This window comes from Marinilabiliales bacterium (assembly GCA_007695015.1).
Classification (GTDB): Bacteria; Bacteroidota; Bacteroidia; order Bacteroidales; family PUMT01; genus PXAP01.
This window is the reverse complement of record REEN01000063.1, coordinates 1-16,324: the sequence shown is the minus strand read 5'-3', so window position 1 is coordinate 16,324 and position 16,324 is coordinate 1. Positions and strand designations below refer to the sequence as shown.

The 16,324-nt window shown below is 48.7% G+C and carries 14 protein-coding genes; 10 read left to right on the top strand and 4 right to left on the bottom strand.

Features of this window, described 5'->3' with window-relative positions; all coding sequences use genetic code 11:
- Window positions 1-50: 50 nt before the first annotated feature.
- Complete coding sequence (locus EA408_08240) at window positions 51-1,370, bottom strand: insulinase family protein (protein TVR71626.1); 1,320 nt, start codon at window positions 1,368-1,370, stop codon at window positions 51-53.
- A 183-nt stretch (window positions 1,371-1,553) separates the two neighbouring features.
- Window positions 1,554-4,148, bottom strand: a complete 2,595-nt coding sequence (locus EA408_08235; GenBank protein TVR71625.1) for a S9 family peptidase — start codon at window positions 4,146-4,148, stop codon at window positions 1,554-1,556.
- A gap of 114 nt (window positions 4,149-4,262) precedes the next feature.
- Here EA408_08235 and EA408_08230 point away from each other — a divergent pair, with 114 nt between their 5' ends.
- From EA408_08230 to polA, 10 genes are all read left to right on the top strand, one after another.
- On the top strand, window positions 4,263-4,715 hold the full coding sequence (locus tag EA408_08230) for a D-tyrosyl-tRNA(Tyr) deacylase (protein TVR71624.1): 453 nt from the start codon (window positions 4,263-4,265) through the stop codon (window positions 4,713-4,715).
- 21 nt (window positions 4,716-4,736) lie between these two features.
- Entirely contained in the window at window positions 4,737-6,137 is a 1,401-nt protein-coding gene (locus EA408_08225; GenBank protein ID TVR71623.1) for an MFS transporter, read from the top strand.
- A 36-nt stretch (window positions 6,138-6,173) separates the two neighbouring features.
- Window positions 6,174-7,061, top strand: a complete 888-nt coding sequence (gene deoC, locus EA408_08220; GenBank protein ID TVR71622.1) for a deoxyribose-phosphate aldolase — start codon at window positions 6,174-6,176, stop codon at window positions 7,059-7,061.
- A 61-nt stretch (window positions 7,062-7,122) separates the two neighbouring features.
- Window positions 7,123-8,028 (top strand): DUF4271 domain-containing protein, encoded by a 906-nt coding sequence (locus EA408_08215; GenBank protein ID TVR71621.1) that lies wholly within the window; start codon window positions 7,123-7,125, stop codon window positions 8,026-8,028.
- Between the two features lie 37 nt (window positions 8,029-8,065).
- Window positions 8,066-8,833: a uroporphyrinogen-III synthase gene (locus EA408_08210; GenBank protein ID TVR71620.1), complete on the top strand. Its 768-nt coding sequence runs from the start codon at window positions 8,066-8,068 to the stop codon at window positions 8,831-8,833.
- A gap of 72 nt (window positions 8,834-8,905) precedes the next feature.
- Window positions 8,906-9,289 carry a ribonuclease P protein component gene (locus EA408_08205; protein TVR71619.1) on the top strand — a complete coding sequence of 128 codons (384 nt, stop codon included), beginning with the start codon at window positions 8,906-8,908 and terminating at the stop codon, window positions 9,287-9,289.
- Complete coding sequence (gene yidD / locus EA408_08200; GenBank protein TVR71618.1) at window positions 9,276-9,506, top strand: membrane protein insertion efficiency factor YidD; 231 nt, start codon at window positions 9,276-9,278, stop codon at window positions 9,504-9,506. The genes EA408_08205 and yidD overlap by 14 nt, the downstream gene beginning before the upstream one ends.
- A gap of 281 nt (window positions 9,507-9,787) precedes the next feature.
- Window positions 9,788-10,306, top strand: a complete 519-nt coding sequence (locus tag EA408_08195) for a hypothetical protein (protein ID TVR71617.1) — start codon at window positions 9,788-9,790, stop codon at window positions 10,304-10,306.
- A 247-nt stretch (window positions 10,307-10,553) separates the two neighbouring features.
- On the top strand, window positions 10,554-11,003 hold the full coding sequence (locus tag EA408_08190; GenBank protein TVR71616.1) for a 6-carboxytetrahydropterin synthase: 450 nt from the start codon (window positions 10,554-10,556) through the stop codon (window positions 11,001-11,003).
- 78 nt (window positions 11,004-11,081) lie between these two features.
- A complete protein-coding gene (gene polA, locus EA408_08185; GenBank protein ID TVR71615.1) occupies window positions 11,082-13,871 on the top strand; it encodes a DNA polymerase I in 2,790 nt (929 codons plus the stop codon).
- Window positions 13,872-14,104: 233 nt separating this feature from the next.
- Here polA and EA408_08180 read toward each other — a convergent pair whose 3' ends face one another.
- Window positions 14,105-15,454 (bottom strand): alpha/beta fold hydrolase, encoded by a 1,350-nt coding sequence (locus EA408_08180; protein TVR71614.1) that lies wholly within the window; start codon window positions 15,452-15,454, stop codon window positions 14,105-14,107.
- A gap of 257 nt (window positions 15,455-15,711) precedes the next feature.
- On the bottom strand, window positions 15,712-16,324 hold a 613-nt coding region (locus tag EA408_08175), incomplete at its 5' end, for a hypothetical protein (GenBank protein ID TVR71613.1).

Genomic DNA, 16,324 nt, shown 5'->3' with positions numbered 1-16,324 from the left:
GCCGGAGTGCTGCCCATAGATCTGCCAGGCCCCGGTTTCCTCCTGGCTGATCAGTTCTGTTTGGGCAGGTAATAGAGTACCACCCTGTTTTCTTCGGTGAAATACCTCTGCGCCGCGGCAAGTATGTCTTCGCGGGTAACTTCCATATAGCGTTCAATTTCGGTATTGATCCTGCCGGCATCACCCAGTATGGTATGGTAGGTGGCAAGACTGTTGGCCCTGGCTGCCATGGTTGTGTTTGAGTTTACAAACTGGCTCTCAATCTGGTTTCTGAGCTTTTCCATCTCAAACTCTGAGATCAGCTCGGTCCTCACCTTTTCAAGCTCAGTGTTTATTGCGTCCTCAAGCACTTTGGGGTCGGTGCCCATGTTTGGGAATGCAAGTATAAGTGAAAGTCCGGGATCTTCAAGGGCAAGTGATTGTGCCGATACCTGCAGGGCCACGCGCTGCTCATCGACCAGTCTCTGGTGCAGGCGCGAACTTTGTCCGCGCGACAGCAGTGCCGCCAGCATATCTGCCGCGTAGAACTCTTCTGTTCCCCTGGCCGGGATATTGTAGGCCTGCAGCACCAGTGGCAGCTGGATGTTGTCAAAAATGGTATCGCGAATTTCCCTGTTTCTCCTTGGCTCAACCGCAGAAGGCCTGTAAATATCATGTTTTCCTGAAGGTATCTCCCCGAAGTATGCCTCAATCAGCTGTTTCGTCTCATCGATATCGATGTCGCCTGCAATCACCAGAACGGCATTGTTCGGCACATAGAACATTTCGTGGAATGCCTCGAATTCATGATCCTCAGCATCCCTTATATGGGTTTCATCACCGATGGGCGCCCATCGGTAGGGATGGACGGAATAGGCTCTTTTCAGTGTCTCTAAAAGGATTGTACCATACGGCCGGTTGTCATACATCTGTTTTTTCTCCTCTATCACAACATCTTTCTGTGTTGCTATGCCGACCGAGTCGACAACGGCATGCATCAGCCTTTCCGATTCCAGCCATAACCCAAGTTCAAGCTGGTTTGAGGGGAGCAGGACGAAGTAGTTGGTTACGTCATTACTGGTATAGGCGTTAAGAGAACCTCCCGCCCGTTCAACGTATTCGGTAAACTCTCCGCGGGGAATATGTTTGGTCCCCTCGAACATCAGATGCTCAAAGAAATGGGCAAACCCTGTCCGGTTTGGATTTTCATTCTTTGAACCCACGTGGTACATGATGTTGGTTACCACCACGGGTGTGGAGTTGTCCTGGTGCAGGATCACGTGTAGTCCGTTGTCAAGGGTGTACTCAACGAAATCGATCTGCACGGCCTGGCTTATAACCGGCAACAGTGATGCCAGCCACAGAAGGCATGTTAAAAATAAACTTCTCATATTTTTTTAGATTAATTCAAAATTGATTAAAGGTAATAAAAAATAAAAATACGAAAGACACAAAAATATTATTTTTTTAAAGTTTTTTGATGACCACGCCAGTACCGGCTATTTGCAATCAGGCATACCGGTTACCGGAATGTAACAGTCCTCCCGGTACCAGAAATTTGTCCCGGAAATGATCTAAAGGTTCTTTTCCGGGTAGAGGTTCTCCCACCATTCGGACTGATTCTTCAGCCATTTGTCAAACCAGGCCATCTTGGTATTGCTCCACTCAATTCTTTTCGTGTAGGTTAGTATATGGTGGTCCTCACCTTCTACCTTGACCAGTTCAACCGGCCTGCCGAGCAGCCTGAGGGCGACATAGAGCTGTATGCTTTCTCCCGGCGGAACATTGGTGTCCTGATCGCCGGTTATAAGAAGCAGCGGGGTATTTATCCTGTCGGCCGAGAACAGTGGACTCTGGTCAACATAAAGCTCCCTGTTGTTCCAGGGGAAGCTTTCCGCACTTGCCTCGGCGCTGTAACCGTAACCCCAGTATCCCTCTCCCCAGTAGCTGGAGATGGAGCTGATCCCGGCGTGTGATATGGCCGCAGCGAAAATATCGGTGCGTGTTGTGAGCAGCATGGTCATGAACCCCCCGTAGGAGGCTCCCATGCAACCGACCCTTTCAGGATCGATAAAAGGGTGGGCATCCAGGAACCTGCGTGTTCCGTCAATTATCTCGTCTGCAACCGTTATGCCCCAGTTGTTCACATGCAGAGCCGAGAATTCCTGTCCGAACCCGATAGCTCCGGATGGTTGCAGCACATAAACCACATAGCCGGAGGCCGCGTACATGTTGAAGGGGTAACGCCCTCCGAAACTTCTGGAAACTGGGGTGGTGCCGCCGTAATAATATACTATCAGCGGGTATTTTTTGGATTCATCAAAACCGGGCGGCAGATATACCCTGCCCGGGATCCTTGCTCCCTGGCTGTTATGGAAGTCCCATTCAAGGCTGTTTCCAAAAACAACATTTCTGAAATTATGGTTGTCGGTATTCTCAAGCTCACGGTATCTGCCATTGCGAAGGTCAAGAATTGATACCTTCGGAGGCGATGACATGCCCGAGCCGGAATATACGGCAAGGGGCTGGTTATCGGCCACTCTCAGCCCGCTTATAATGTCTTCACCTGTCTCGATCACCTGGAACCTGCGGTTACGGGTGTTGTACCTGAAGAGCCTTAAAAAATCCTCTTCACCGGCAACCAGGTAAATATTGTTGTCGGCTTTGTTCCAGAGAGCCTGCGAAACCGACGGATCAAATTCCCTGGTAATGGGATCGGTTTCACCACTTTCAATGTCGTATATATATGCCTGGGTATCATAGTTGTTTGCGATCATACCTTCAGGGATGCTCTCACCCAGTCCCCCGAAAGCCGAAGGTCCGCCCGTGAACAGTATCTTTCTGCCGTCAGGCGAAAAACTACCCGATACCGCCCACCTTTTGTTGTGCAGTATTGTATCGGTTTCGCGTGTATCCATTTCCATTATAAATACGTCCTGCTTTGAATAGGGCCTTTCCAGGTAGTCGGGACGGCTCTGGCTGAAAAGGATCAATTTCCCACAGGGACTGATATCGTGGAGTGATGTTGTCAGGAACCCGTGTGTGAGCCGCTCCCTTATGCCTGTGGAGACATTAACCCTGTGGAGAAAATTACGGTTGCGGAAACCGGGGATCCTGTCCTGCATACCGATAATTCTTTTTGTGCTGCCTTCCTCTTCCGGACCCTCCTCACGGATGCTGTAAACGATATAATTACCGCATGGGGTCCATGAAAACGAACCCATATTTTCAACATCTTCGAGTACCGGAATAATTTCACCGCTTTCCAGGTTGTGGGTCCAGATGGTTGATTTTCCGTCGCGGCTGGTGCGATACGAGATGATATTGTCATCAGGTGTCCAGGTAAATGACGATACACTGGCATGTCTGAAGGAGTGCATCATTTGTCCGTCACCGACCCTTCTCACCTCCGTCCACCTTTCCGACCTGTCGGAGGGCGGCAGTGTTCTGCTGAAGCTGATGGTGTAATACTTCCCCCCGGATGAAATAGCCGCTCCGCCTGTCTTTACTCCGTCAAGCAGGTGGCTGAGGGTTTTGCCCTGCCCGGGGGTAAGGTCAGTGTAAAGATCATTTTCCTGAGCATATTCAGGCAGGTTGACCCGGGCGCTCAACAGCCAGGGACTTTCATCATCACCGGCAATGGATGTTCTGATTAACAGCAGGTGTTTACCGTTTGTAAGCTCAACCTCTGAAGTCCATTTAGCAGGGTCAGCATCCGGTTTCTGACGGGTGTTCTTGGAGCCCAGTCGGTTACCGTTAAGGTATACTTCCATCATCTGCCTGCTGTGGATTTCCAGCTCCGCTTTCATCCATCGATCAACAGTGATGTAGGTTGCAAGCCACGCATTCGATGCACTGCCTGTACCGGGCACTCCCGCCTCTACAAAACCGGTGTCGTTTGCATGGCCTGTTGTCCATCTTTTTGCGGAGGGTCCTTCACCAATGAACACCTTGTTGTATTGAGGATAATGATCATTTAAATCACGTGGATTAAAACTGAAAAGCTCATTATGCCCGAAGGTTTTACCCTCCATGTTCTCTGTGCCGGAGAAGGCCGGAAGTTCAGGATCAGGCCCCTGAACCATGAGCCATGAGGTTAACGGGATGCTGCCGGCACTGGAAACAAGGGGAATGACAAGCACCAGAAATGAAAGAATGATTTTTTGCATGATACTGGTTTATGGGTTATTAAAACGGGTACTTACAGTCAGAACACGAAGTTAATAATTTTTGCTAATTTGGCTGCCGCTCCTGCTTATGGCAGAGCATAAAAACCAGTTTTCATGAGAGCAGTTATTCAGAGGGTGAAAGAAGCCTCGGTAAGTATAGATGATACTATAAAGACTTCAATAGGTGAGGGATTGTTGATATTACTTGGAGTAGAACGTGAAGACGGAGAAGAAGATGCCAAATGGCTTGCGAAAAAAGCAGCCTCGCTCAGGATATTTGATGATGAACAGGGTGTCATGAATTTGGATATCAACCAGGCTGGGGGAGAGGTAATGGTCATCAGCCAGTTCACTCTTCATGCAAAGACAAAAAAGGGCAACAGGCCATCATATATTCGTGCTGCACCCCCCGAAACAGCTGTTCCGCTATACCAATCATTTATCAGGAGCATTCGCACAGAAACAGGCAAAGAGATCATGACCGGCGATTTTGGAGCCATGATGGAGATCAGACTTGTCAACAGCGGACCCGTTACCATCATTATTGATACCAAAAACAGGGAGTAATAAAAGGATCGGCTATACCAAATGGACAGAAATTCTGATAATCAAGGGTCATCCAAAAACGCCATTCTGCTTGCAGCTGTTATCTCCGCTTTCCTTACCCCCTTTATGGGATCAGCGCTCAACCTTGCTCTTCCCTCCATTGGCAGGGAGTTCGATGCAGACACGCTTTTACTTGGCTGGATACCAACGGCATATCTTCTTTCAAGTGCAGTGTTTCTTGTTCCTTTTGGACGCATTGCCGACATATATGGAAGGAGGATGATCTTTCTCTGGGGGATGGTCATTTTTACCGTGGCTTCCCTGGGTTCGGCGATATCGCCGGGAATAGGGGTACTTTTATTTGTCAGGGTCATTCAGGGTATTGGAAGCGCCATGATGTTTGCAACAGGCGTTGCCATAGTCACATCCGTTTTCCCTGCTGAAGAGAGGGGCAGGGCATTCGGACTTACAATTGCTGCTGTATATGTTGGCCTTTCAGCAGGACCGTTTGCCGGTGGTATCCTGACCGAACAGTTCGGATGGAGGAGCATATTCATTTTTACTACCCTGGCAGGTATTACTGGTGTATATTTCCTCGTTAGCAGGATAAGGGGTGAATGGATTGGTGCAGCAGGCGAACCATTCGATCTTAAGGGCTCTGTAATATATGGCATTTCGTTGTTTTTACTTATATATGGGCTTGGCAACCTGCCTGCAATTGCCGGATTTGCCTTTCTGGGCGCCGGCATTGCCGGGATTGTCATATTCGTATTCGTTGAAATAAATACCAGGTATCCGGTTATGCAGCTGAGACTTTTTTCGGGCAATCCTGTATTTGCCTGGTCCAATGCAGCCGCACTGATAAATTACAGCGCCACATTTGCGGTGGCATTTATACTCAGCCTTTATCTGCAGTATATAAAAGGGTATTCTGCGAGCGGGGCAGGTATTATCCTGGTTTCGCAACCGGTTATTATGGCTGTTGTTTCTCCTCTTGCCGGCCGGTTGTCCGACCGTGTGGAGCCCCGCCTTATTGCAACAGCCGGCATGGCGGTTACCACGGCGGGACTGTTCCTGCTTGGTTTTACGGGCAGTTTGGGCATAGGGTCAATAATAGCAACCCTTGTTTTGCTTGGCATCGGCTTCGGACTTTTTTCATCACCCAACAGCAATGCGATTATGAGCTCTGTAAACTCCAGGTACTATGGTATTGCCTCCGGCACCATGGGCACTATGCGATTGCTCGGACAAATGTTCTCCATGGGTATAGTAATGGTCATTCTGGCATTATACATAGGTCGTGAACCTGTAACAGCGGAGAATTCCGGGGCATTTCTCAGCAGCGTAAAAATTGTATTCTGGTTTTTTACGGGCCTGTGTTTTATTGGAATATTCGCCTCATATGCAAGGGGTAATGTTAGGAACGTTAAATTAAAGAAATAGGGAAGGGGTTTATTTAATTAATTAATAAAAGTATATATGCAGAATATATTTGAACAGCACCTTAAGGAGCTCGATTATGAACGTATAGGCAGGGAAGTTGAAAGTATTAAAGATGCTTCCGGTCAGTATATTACTACAGATTACCTGAAAAAAATATTTGGATTACTCGATTTAACCAGCCTTAACACAGGTGATAATGAAGAGACTACAATTGAAATTTGTCGCAAGGTAAATGAGTTTAGTCTCCATTTCAATGATGTTCCGCCGGTAGCAGCGATCTGTATATGGCCGTCACTTGTGCATGTTGCGAGAAAGTATCTTAATGTTGGAGGCGTATCTATAGCGTCAGTCGCAGGCGGGTTTCCCTCATCGCAGACTTTTGAGCAGGTAAAGATAATGGAGGTCCGGATGTCTGTGGAAGCAGGCGCCGGCGAGATCGATGTTGTAATGCCTGCAGGCAGGTTTCTTGCCGGCGATTTTGCCGGCGCGGCCGGTGAGATCGTTGAGTTGAAGCGGGCTGCAGGTAGTGCTCATCTTAAAGTAATACTTGAAACCGGACTTCTTGAAAATATGACTGATATAAGAAATGCCAGTCTGCTTGCCTTGTATTCAGGTGCCGATTTCATTAAAACTTCGACAGGAAAACTTTCCCCTGCCGCTACCTATAATGCTGTCTATGTCATGGCCGATGCAGTTCGTGATTATTGGAGGCGCACTGGCAGGAAGGTGGGAATAAAGCCTGCCGGAGGAATAGCAGAGCCCTTTGATGCTGTTGTATATTCCAGGGTTGTCGCCTCCATCCTCGGAGAAGAGTGGGTGAACCGGCATCTTTTCAGGATAGGTGCCAGCCGGCTGGCCAACAACATACTTTCTGCATTTCTTGAGACAGGGCATGGAAAGACAAACGAAGTCAACTATTTCTGAATTATTGTTCTTTAAGCTCTTTTTGGTAATTTTGCGGCAGAATTACTGCAGACATTAAACGATGAATACCGGCAGCGACAACCTTCTGCAACAGAATAATGGCTTCGGCTACACCCTGACATCTGGCGGAGAGGCGGTACCCCGGCAGTATGTTTTAAAAGGTGGGGTATTTGGTGTTAATTCAGATGAAGCCGATACTACTTTTAATGAAAGGCCTGTATTCATTGCTGAAAAAAATGATATCCTGTCCCGCTCAGCCGATGCCTACATCAACTATATTGAAAAGGGCCATGATGAGCGGCTTGAATCGGGCATGCTTCAAGGCACCTTATGGGTTCCGGCCCTTGTAATACTGTCATTTCTGCTGCTGACCTGGGTTAAACTGATTTATGTTCAGTTCATCACGCCGGTCCTTGTCTCCGCCTTAAGTTACAAGGAGGCAGAAAAGCTCTATAATGCGAGAGGAGCTGCAACACAAAATGCATTTATGGTGATGCACAGCATATTCGTGATCAACGGTAGTCTCTTCCTTCTTTTTATTGCCGATCATTTCAACTTTGGTATGCCCGACCTTCATCCGGCGATGTTGTTCATAATAGTATCGTTGTTCTTAATTCTTGTTTTTGCCCTTAGATCGGCTGTGCTAAGGCTAAATGGTTTTTTGTTTGACCGTTCTGTTTTATTTGCCAGGTACCTCCACAGTGTATCAATCTATAACAAGATTTTAGGGCTGTTGTTATTGCCTGTTATAATTGGTCTGCTCTATGCCGGTGATTCTGCATATGTACCCCTTATCTATTCAGGAATCATTATGGCCGGGGTCTTTTACGTTTTGCAGCTTTGGAGGGGGCTTGAAATAGTTATGAAAAAAGAGTTTTCTGTTTTCTATTTGATTTTGTATTTTTGTGCATTCGAATTTTTACCTGTTTTTGTTCTTTACAAGATGCTTCAAGTTTTTCTGATTTAAGGAAAGGTTTAAACTGATTACATCCCATCGAGAGATTATGGCGACGAAGATTAAGAAGATACTGGTTTCTCAGCCTAAACCCGAGAATGATAAATCTCCTTATCTGGAGATGGCAGAGAGAAACAACCTGAAGATTGAATTCCGGCCATTCATAAAAGTTGAGGGAGTCTCCGCAAAGGAGTTCAGGCAGAAACGTATAGATCTGCTTGAGCATACAGCCGTCATCTTTACAAGCCGCACTGCAATAGATCATTATTTCCGGATGGCTGAGGATTTGCGGGTGGTAATACCCGACAGCATGAAGTATTTCTGCCTTTCTGAATCAATAGCACTCTACCTGCAGAAATACATAGTTTACAGGAAGAGAAAAATTTTTTACGGGCAAAATGTTCTTAAGGATCTTGTCGAGCAGGAAGTTAAGAAGCACTCCGGCGAAAGGTTTTTGGTTCCTTTGTCCGATCAGCATAAGCCTGAGATACCGAGGGTGCTCGACAAAAACAAGATCAATTACACCAAGGCTATCCTTTACAGAACCGTTAGCAGTGATCTTTCCGATCTCAGTGACGTCAATTACGATATGCTGGTTTTTTACAGTCCGTCAGGAATAAAGTCGCTTTATCAGAATTTCCCTGATTTTGAACAGAACAATACCAAGATAGCCTGTTTTGGCCCGCATACCGCAAGGGCTATCAAAAAGGCCGGTCTCAGACTTGATATTGAGGCGCCGACCAAAGAGGCGCCTTCAATGACGATGGCACTTGAAATGTTTATCAGGGAATATAACAAAAACGGCTGTGCCGGATAGAGATGACGGCCATGCCCTTTTTTCGCAGTTCTTCGCACATCATCAGGCACGGCAACACAGTCATCCACTTCAATGGAAAAATTCCATAAATCTGAACGTCTCTGCAGCAGAAAAGCTATCGGGAGACTTTTCAGCGACGGGAATACCCTTTTTTATTATCCCTTCAGGCTTTTGTGGTCCGAATCAGGCGAAGATGCAGGTGTGTCGGCCAGAATAGCAATATCGGTCCCCCGTAAAAGGTTCAAAAAAGCCTCGGAGCGTAACCGTATCAAAAGGCTTATAAGGGAGTCTTACCGCCGTAACAAGGGGATTGTTCTGGAGAGCCTTGAGGCTTCCGGCAGCAACATTGATATAATGATCATTTATGTTTCTGAGAGGATGTATGCTTACGATCATATTGATTTAAAGCTGAGGAAAATACTAAAGGAACTTGTTACTGCACATGAGAATTGTTAGGCTCTTTTTTACGTATCTGCTGATTGTTCTGGTCAGGTTCTACCAGTACGTCATATCCCCCCTTACAATGGCTTCATGCAGGTATACGCCAACATGTTCGGCATATGCGGTAGAGGCCCTTAAGAAACACGGGCCGCTGAAGGGAGGGTGGCTTGCCCTGAAGAGAATTGGCAGTTGCAATCCCTGGGGCGGTCAAGGGCATGATCCGGTTCCCTGACAGATAATTCAAGGCCCCGGGCAGGCTTTTTGCAGGCAAATAGAATTACTTCAGCATCGCCCGCCGGCCATTTTGCGTATTGCCGCCTGCCCGCTGACCGGGAAATTGATATTATTGCAGCATCGCCCGCCGGCTGTTTTGCGTATTTCCGCCCACCCACTGCCCCGGAAATAGATATGGCTGAAGATTATTCTAAAAAATAACCGGAAAACAGCACAGGGCAAACCAATTATTTCTTACTTTTACTTCTGCTGATAATTAACCATAAACAGTTAAATGCTATGGACGATCTGGTTATTAACCTTGACGAATACAACAAGCTTTCAAAAAGCGGGCGTATTTTTAATTTAATCCTTGCAGCTGCAATTATTATTATTTCGTCAGTAACCATTATCAGGAGAATTCTCGATGGCCGTTTATTCAACGAATATCTTTTCCAGATTATCCTGCTGCTTGCCGGCTTCAACATAATTCTCTATACATACGGGTTTTTTTACCGCCTAAGCCGCCGTTATGTTATTCTCAACAACCAGGGTATTGAGTACAAGCTGTCCTGGTCCCAACCGTCAAGGATCATTTCCTGGTCTGAGCTCAAAAAGGTGGAGATCAAAACACTCAGGATTGTATTTCACACCGTTGAAGGAGTGGCGTCAAAGATGAAACTTGGTGAGATATTTTACAGTGACATCAAGAAGCTCAAAGAGAGCATAGGTAACCAATGCAGCAAAAACGGTGTCGAGTGGTCAGATACAACAGTTGAAAGCGAACTTGCAGAAAAGGCTTTGAAACGGACACCCTGAGGTCTGCTCCACACCGCTTTCCAGACGAATTTCACCTTCCGCAACATGCGCTTCACACCGAATGCCTGGCGGCTCTCCCGCCTTTTGCAGCATGCCTCACACCGCTTCCCTGCAGCCCCCCTGTATCCTGCCCTGCGATGCCTTCCATGATTACATTCCCAATTTGCACTTTTGCCCCTGAGCATGCCTCAATAATATCAGTAATGCTCCGTTTAATTTTAGTACTTTTGCATAAAAATTATCATATATGGCCAGAGTCAGAGTAACGAAGCAGTTTGATTTTGAGATGGCCCATGCCCTTTGGAATTATGATGGTCCGTGCAAAAGCCTGCACGGGCATTCATACAGGCTCTTTGTAACAGTAACGGGCCATCCGGTAAAGAACAAAGCCGAATCCACCCACGGGATGGTCATGGATTTCGGCGATCTGCGCAAGATGGTCGCCGAAGCCGTGATAAGTGAATTTGACCATGCTTTGGTCATTAGCAGTGAAGTGCCTGAGGGGCACTATAAAAGCATGGGGGCGATGTTGGATAAACTCAGGATTGTTGATTACCAGCCTACATGTGAGAACATGATAGTTGATTTTGCGGGACGCATCGGGAAGAGGCTGCCTGCCGGCGTCGAGCTCCACTCTCTCCGGCTCCAGGAAACCTCCACATCTTATGCAGAGTGGTTTGCGTCAGATAACCCCTGAATACCATAACACCTGTGCATGGGCCGGCTGCCGGCGAACGGGCCGTGAAGACCAAGGCAATTCTTAAACAAGATTATTATGCCATCAGAAAAGAAGCTTTTTTTGCTCGACGCCTACGCGCTGATCTACCGGTCATATTATGCCTTCATCAGGAATCCCCGTTTCAACTCAAAGGGGCTTAACACGTCGGCCATTTTCGGTTTTGTGAACACACTCGATGAAGTTCTTAAAAATGAAAAGCCGAGCCATATAGCCGTCGTTTTCGATCCCCCTTCACCCACTTTCCGGCACGAGATGTTTTCCGCCTACAAGGCCAACAGGGATGAAACACCGGAAGACATAAAGAGATCCGTGCCGTGGATCAGAAACCTCCTTGAGGCTTACAACATACCGGTGTTAGAAGCTGCCGGCTACGAGGCTGACGACGTTATCGGCACCCTTGCCAGGAAAGCTGAGAAGAGGGGATATACCACCTATATGATGACGCCTGACAAGGATTTCTGCCAGCTTGTTTCCGGCAATATTTTCCTGTATAAACCGAAAAGATCCGGTAATGATGCAGAGGTATGGGGCCCTGATGAGGTGATGAAGCATTATGATATTGACGATCCGCAACAAGTAATCGATGTTCTGGCGATGATGGGAGATGCGTCAGACAATATACCGGGTGTTCCGGGCATTGGCGAGAAGACAGCCAAAAAGATCATTTCCAAATTCAAGTCTGTTCAGCAGGTGCTTGAAAACCTGGATGAGTTCAAAGGCAAGCAGAGGGAGAATATTGAACAGAGTGCCGAAAAGCTCAGGCTTTCCCGTGAGCTGGTCACGATAGCCCTCGATGCACCCGTTGAACTTGATGAGAAAATGCTGGCATTGAAGCCGCCCGATATTGAAAAGCTTAAAAAGCTGTTCGCCGAACTGGAGTTCCGTACCGCCGGTGAAAGAATCCTTTCGGGTTTTTCCGGGAAGCCACCCTCAGGCGACCCTGTACAGGGGTCTTTGTTTGATCATGATTCCACCGGATCCGGAAATGATACTGAAGATGGGGGTAGCGGACTGGATACAATTAAGACGGTTGATCATAAGTATCATCTTGCTGAAGGCAGGCAGGAGCGTGAGAAATTGATAGATACGCTTTCGCGGAAGAAAGAGTTCTGCTTTGACACCGAGACCGACGGACTTGATCCGCATGAGAGCGGGCTTGTGGGGCTCTCGTTCTGCTGCAAACCCCATGAGGCATGGTATGTACCTGTTCCTGCCGGCAGGGCCGAAGCTGAAGCCGTTATCGGTGAGTTCAGGGAACTTTTTGAAAACGAGAAGATTGCCAAGGTTGGTCAGAATATCAAGTTTGATATTCTGGTGCTCGCCGGATACGGTATAGGGGTGAAGGGAAGGCTTTTCGATACGATGCTTGCCCATTACCTGCTGGAACCCGGACTGCGTCACAACATGAACTACCTTGCAGAGGTTTACCTCGGGTATGCCCCGGTATCAATTGAGGAGCTGATCGGGAAAAAGGGGCGGGGACAGAAGAGCATGCGTGATGTTGAACCTGACACGATAAAGGAATATGCGGCAGAGGATGCCGATATCACCTGGCAACTGAAGGAGATACTTGAAAAGGAACTCGAAAAAGAAGGGATGGTCAGTCTGGCCGGAGAGCTTGAAATGCCTCTCGCCACAGTCCTTGCATCTATGGAAAAAGCAGGGGTAAGGCTTGATTCGGGATCATTGGAATCGATCTCCGGAAAACTGTCGCACGACCTGGTGCAGATCGAAAAAGAGGTTTACGAACTTGCCGGCACTGAATTTAACCTGGCGTCACCAAAACAGCTTGGCGAGATACTGTTTGAAAGGATGAAGATTGTCGACAATGCAAAGCGGACCAAAACAAAGCAGTTCTCAACCAACGAAGAGGTGCTCGACAAGATAAAGGACAAGCACCCGATAATTCCTAAGATACTTGAATACAGGGGACTTAAAAAGCTGTTGTCAACATATGTCGATGCCCTCCCTAAGCTGGTTAACCGGCGCACGGGGCGGATCCATACATCATTCAACCAGGCGGTCACCTCCACCGGGCGTCTGAGTTCAACCAATCCAAACCTTCAGAACATTCCCATCCGTGAGGAGAGGGGCAGGGAGATCAGGAAAGCCTTTATTGCCCGCGACAGCGACCATCTGCTGCTGGCGGCTGACTATTCACAGATCGAGCTCCGGCTGATGGCCCATATGAGCGGAGATAAGGGCATGATAGAAGCTTTCAGTAAAAACGAGGATATCCATGCTGCAACGGCTGCAAAGATTTTTTCTGTTGGCAGGGATGAGGTGAACAGGGAGATGCGGGCAAAGGCAAAAACAGCCAATTTCGGCATCATATACGGCATTTCTGCCTTCGGGCTGTCACAGAGGCTCAGTATACCCAGGGAGGAGGCTAAAAAGCTTATAGATGGTTATTTCAGCTCCTATCCTGCCGTAAAGGAATATATGGACAGGTGCATCAGCGATGCCAGGGATAAAGGATATGTGGTCACCATAAAGGGCAGGCGCAGGCAGCTTCCCGACATCAATTCAAGAAACTCCCTTGTGCGCGGAAATGCCGAGAGGAATGCAATAAACGCACCGATTCAGGGTTCGGCTGCCGACATTATAAAGCTTGCAATGGTAAAGATCCACGAAGAGCTGGGGAAAAGGAAGCTTAAGACAAAGATGATACTGCAGGTGCACGACGAACTGGTCTTTGATGTATACAGGCCCGAGCTGGATGAGGTACGGGAACTGGTAACCGACGCCATGCAGTCGGTCGTCTCCCTGTCCGTGCCCCTTACCGTCGATACCGGGACCGGCTCAAACTGGCTCGAGGCGCACTGACACCTTTTGCCCTGCCGAATGGCTGCTCCGCCGCAGCACCAGGCAGCTTTCCGTCTGCAATCTTCTCGGCCAAAATTTGCGTTGCCATCGCCGCTCCGCACCGCCAGCCTGCTTCTCCGCCATTCCTGCATGACACCATTCCGTTCTGTCGCCTTGTGATCTGCCTCACAACAGCACCGCCAGCCTTTGGCTACCTGCAGGTCAGCAGCCTTTGCAGACTGCCGTGCTGGCGGTCATCCGCCGCCGATCCATGAGGCGATATCGTCGATCACCCCCTGGTAAACATTTTTTAGCTCATAGTATTCCGCCGGGTTTGGGGCGCCCTCTCCCTCCATCATCAGGTGGTTGAGCGTGGGGTAGGATATGAGCCTTGCTCCCGGGTGGCCCTTCAGTGCCTTTTGCCAGCCAGCGAAATCTTCCATTGTAACCTGGTAGTCCCTTTCGCCCTGCAGCACAAGGATCCTTTGCGGAAGTCCGGATGCCACGGCACGCTGGTCGTAGCTGTTCAGGTCTGCCCAGTAAGCCGGCGGCAGGTTGAGCAGTGTTTCACGGTAGGTAAGCCCTTCAAGCCGGTTTTCGCTTATCGCCCGGGCCTGCTCCCTAATCTCCTCCAGTGCATCCTTCTGCTGGTCAGTCAGTTTCCCCTGAAGGCTCATCAGGTATTCATACTGCTCAGGTACAAGGTATTGCAGTGGCCTTGAATTGCCTGCCATAATGATTATACCGGCAATACCGGGGTCTTTTGAGGCAATGGCCGGGGCCAGCATTCCTCCCAGGCTGTGCCCCAGGAGATGGATCCTGCCGGGGTCGGCCCCGGGAATCTCCCTTGCGGCTGCAACAGCCGCAAGAGCGTCATTCCCTGTTTCATCCCATATGGTAAAGTTGTTCCTGTCAAACGTTCCGCCATGTTTGAGGGTTCGCTTCTCATATCTCAGTACGGCAATTCCCCTGGAGGCAAGTCCCCATGCCATATCCCTGAAAGGTTTGTTGGGGCCAATGGTCTCGTCTGCATCGTGCGGACCCGACCCGTGTACCAGTACCACAACGGGAACATTCTGCTGTTCGTGAGGCATCGTCACAATTCCGGGGAGAGTGATACCGTCGCAGTCGATCGCAATTTCATATTCGGCAAAAAGAGACGAATCGGCATAAACCGGGGGCGGTGAAAAGCTGGTGGCCGGGGCGGGCACAAACTGAAATCCGGCCACCATGTTGCCTCGGTTAAAAACCACCCTGAAACCAATCTCCATTTTTTCGAACTGGCATACAAGCACTACGACCTCATATTCATCGGCTTTATCAAAGAGAGCCCTGTCGACGTATTCAAAACTGCCCAGCTGTACTTCCAGGCCATTGGCTATCTCCTCCAGTTGTCCCTCAGGTATCATGGCATTTACCTCCTCTGCCAGCATTTCCCTCACATGTTCGGTTTCGCGGTTAATGAAGTGTTCAAGCAGCCTGCGTGCTTCGGTTTCCAGCAGGATATTCTGCTGGGCTGCCGGTTGCTGCAACGGCAGCATCATAAACATTGCAACGGCCAGCAATCTTATTGCCTTATTGCCGTTAAGGTTTGTTTTTTTCATGATCCGGTCTTTTATTAATGATATTTTGTCTGCCGAAGGCTGATGGGGGCTTCATGTAAAAACATTCCTGAAACACAGCCTGGCTTTGTTCCTTATCCGGCTGGTAACGGCACTGTGGCCGCATTGTCGTGACTTATCCCTGCCGGGTTGCTTAATTGTCCAGTCATGGGCGTTACCCGCCCCTGCCGCTTCCCGGCCCTTGCCGTCGCCTGCCCGATCGCTGCCCGGCCATTGCCGTTCCCGGCCACAGGCGTTCTCTACCCGACCGAGTAGGAGGTGGCGGCTTTCTGTGCGTTGAGTGAGCGTCTCAGGGTTTTCCTCAGCAGGAATATGGTTTCGTCATTTACCAGCATGTCTGATTTAAGCAGTTCTTTGTACCTCTCTTTTGCCCTGGCGCGAAACTCCTTTGACCTGAAGATGTTGTTAAATAATCCTGCCTCTCCGGCAAGGACTGCCATCAGCCAGGTCTCCCTCTCAGGCTTTCTTCCGTAAACCAGCGACCTTTCAAGACGGGTAATATCCGGTTTGAGCATGTCGTACTTTATGACCCTGTAACTGCTGCCCACCTCCCAGGAGATGAAAAAGATCTCCTCTCTAAGCAGCAGATTCTTTTCAATCATCCTTTCAAGTTGCTGCTTGTAAACTGGTGCTGCTTTCCTTGGTACCAGGTACTGCAGCCTTGACAGTTTCTTCCCCGAAAGGGGCACCATCATCTCTATGACCGAATCCAGCACAGTGTCGCCTGTTTCGGTCTCCCTGCACCATACGGTCCTGCCTTCGGCTTTCAGTATCCCTTTTTCGGACAGCTCGAACAGGCAGGCGTAGAAATGCACGTATTTGAGTGCCGTTGTATTGAAATAGACCGGTTTT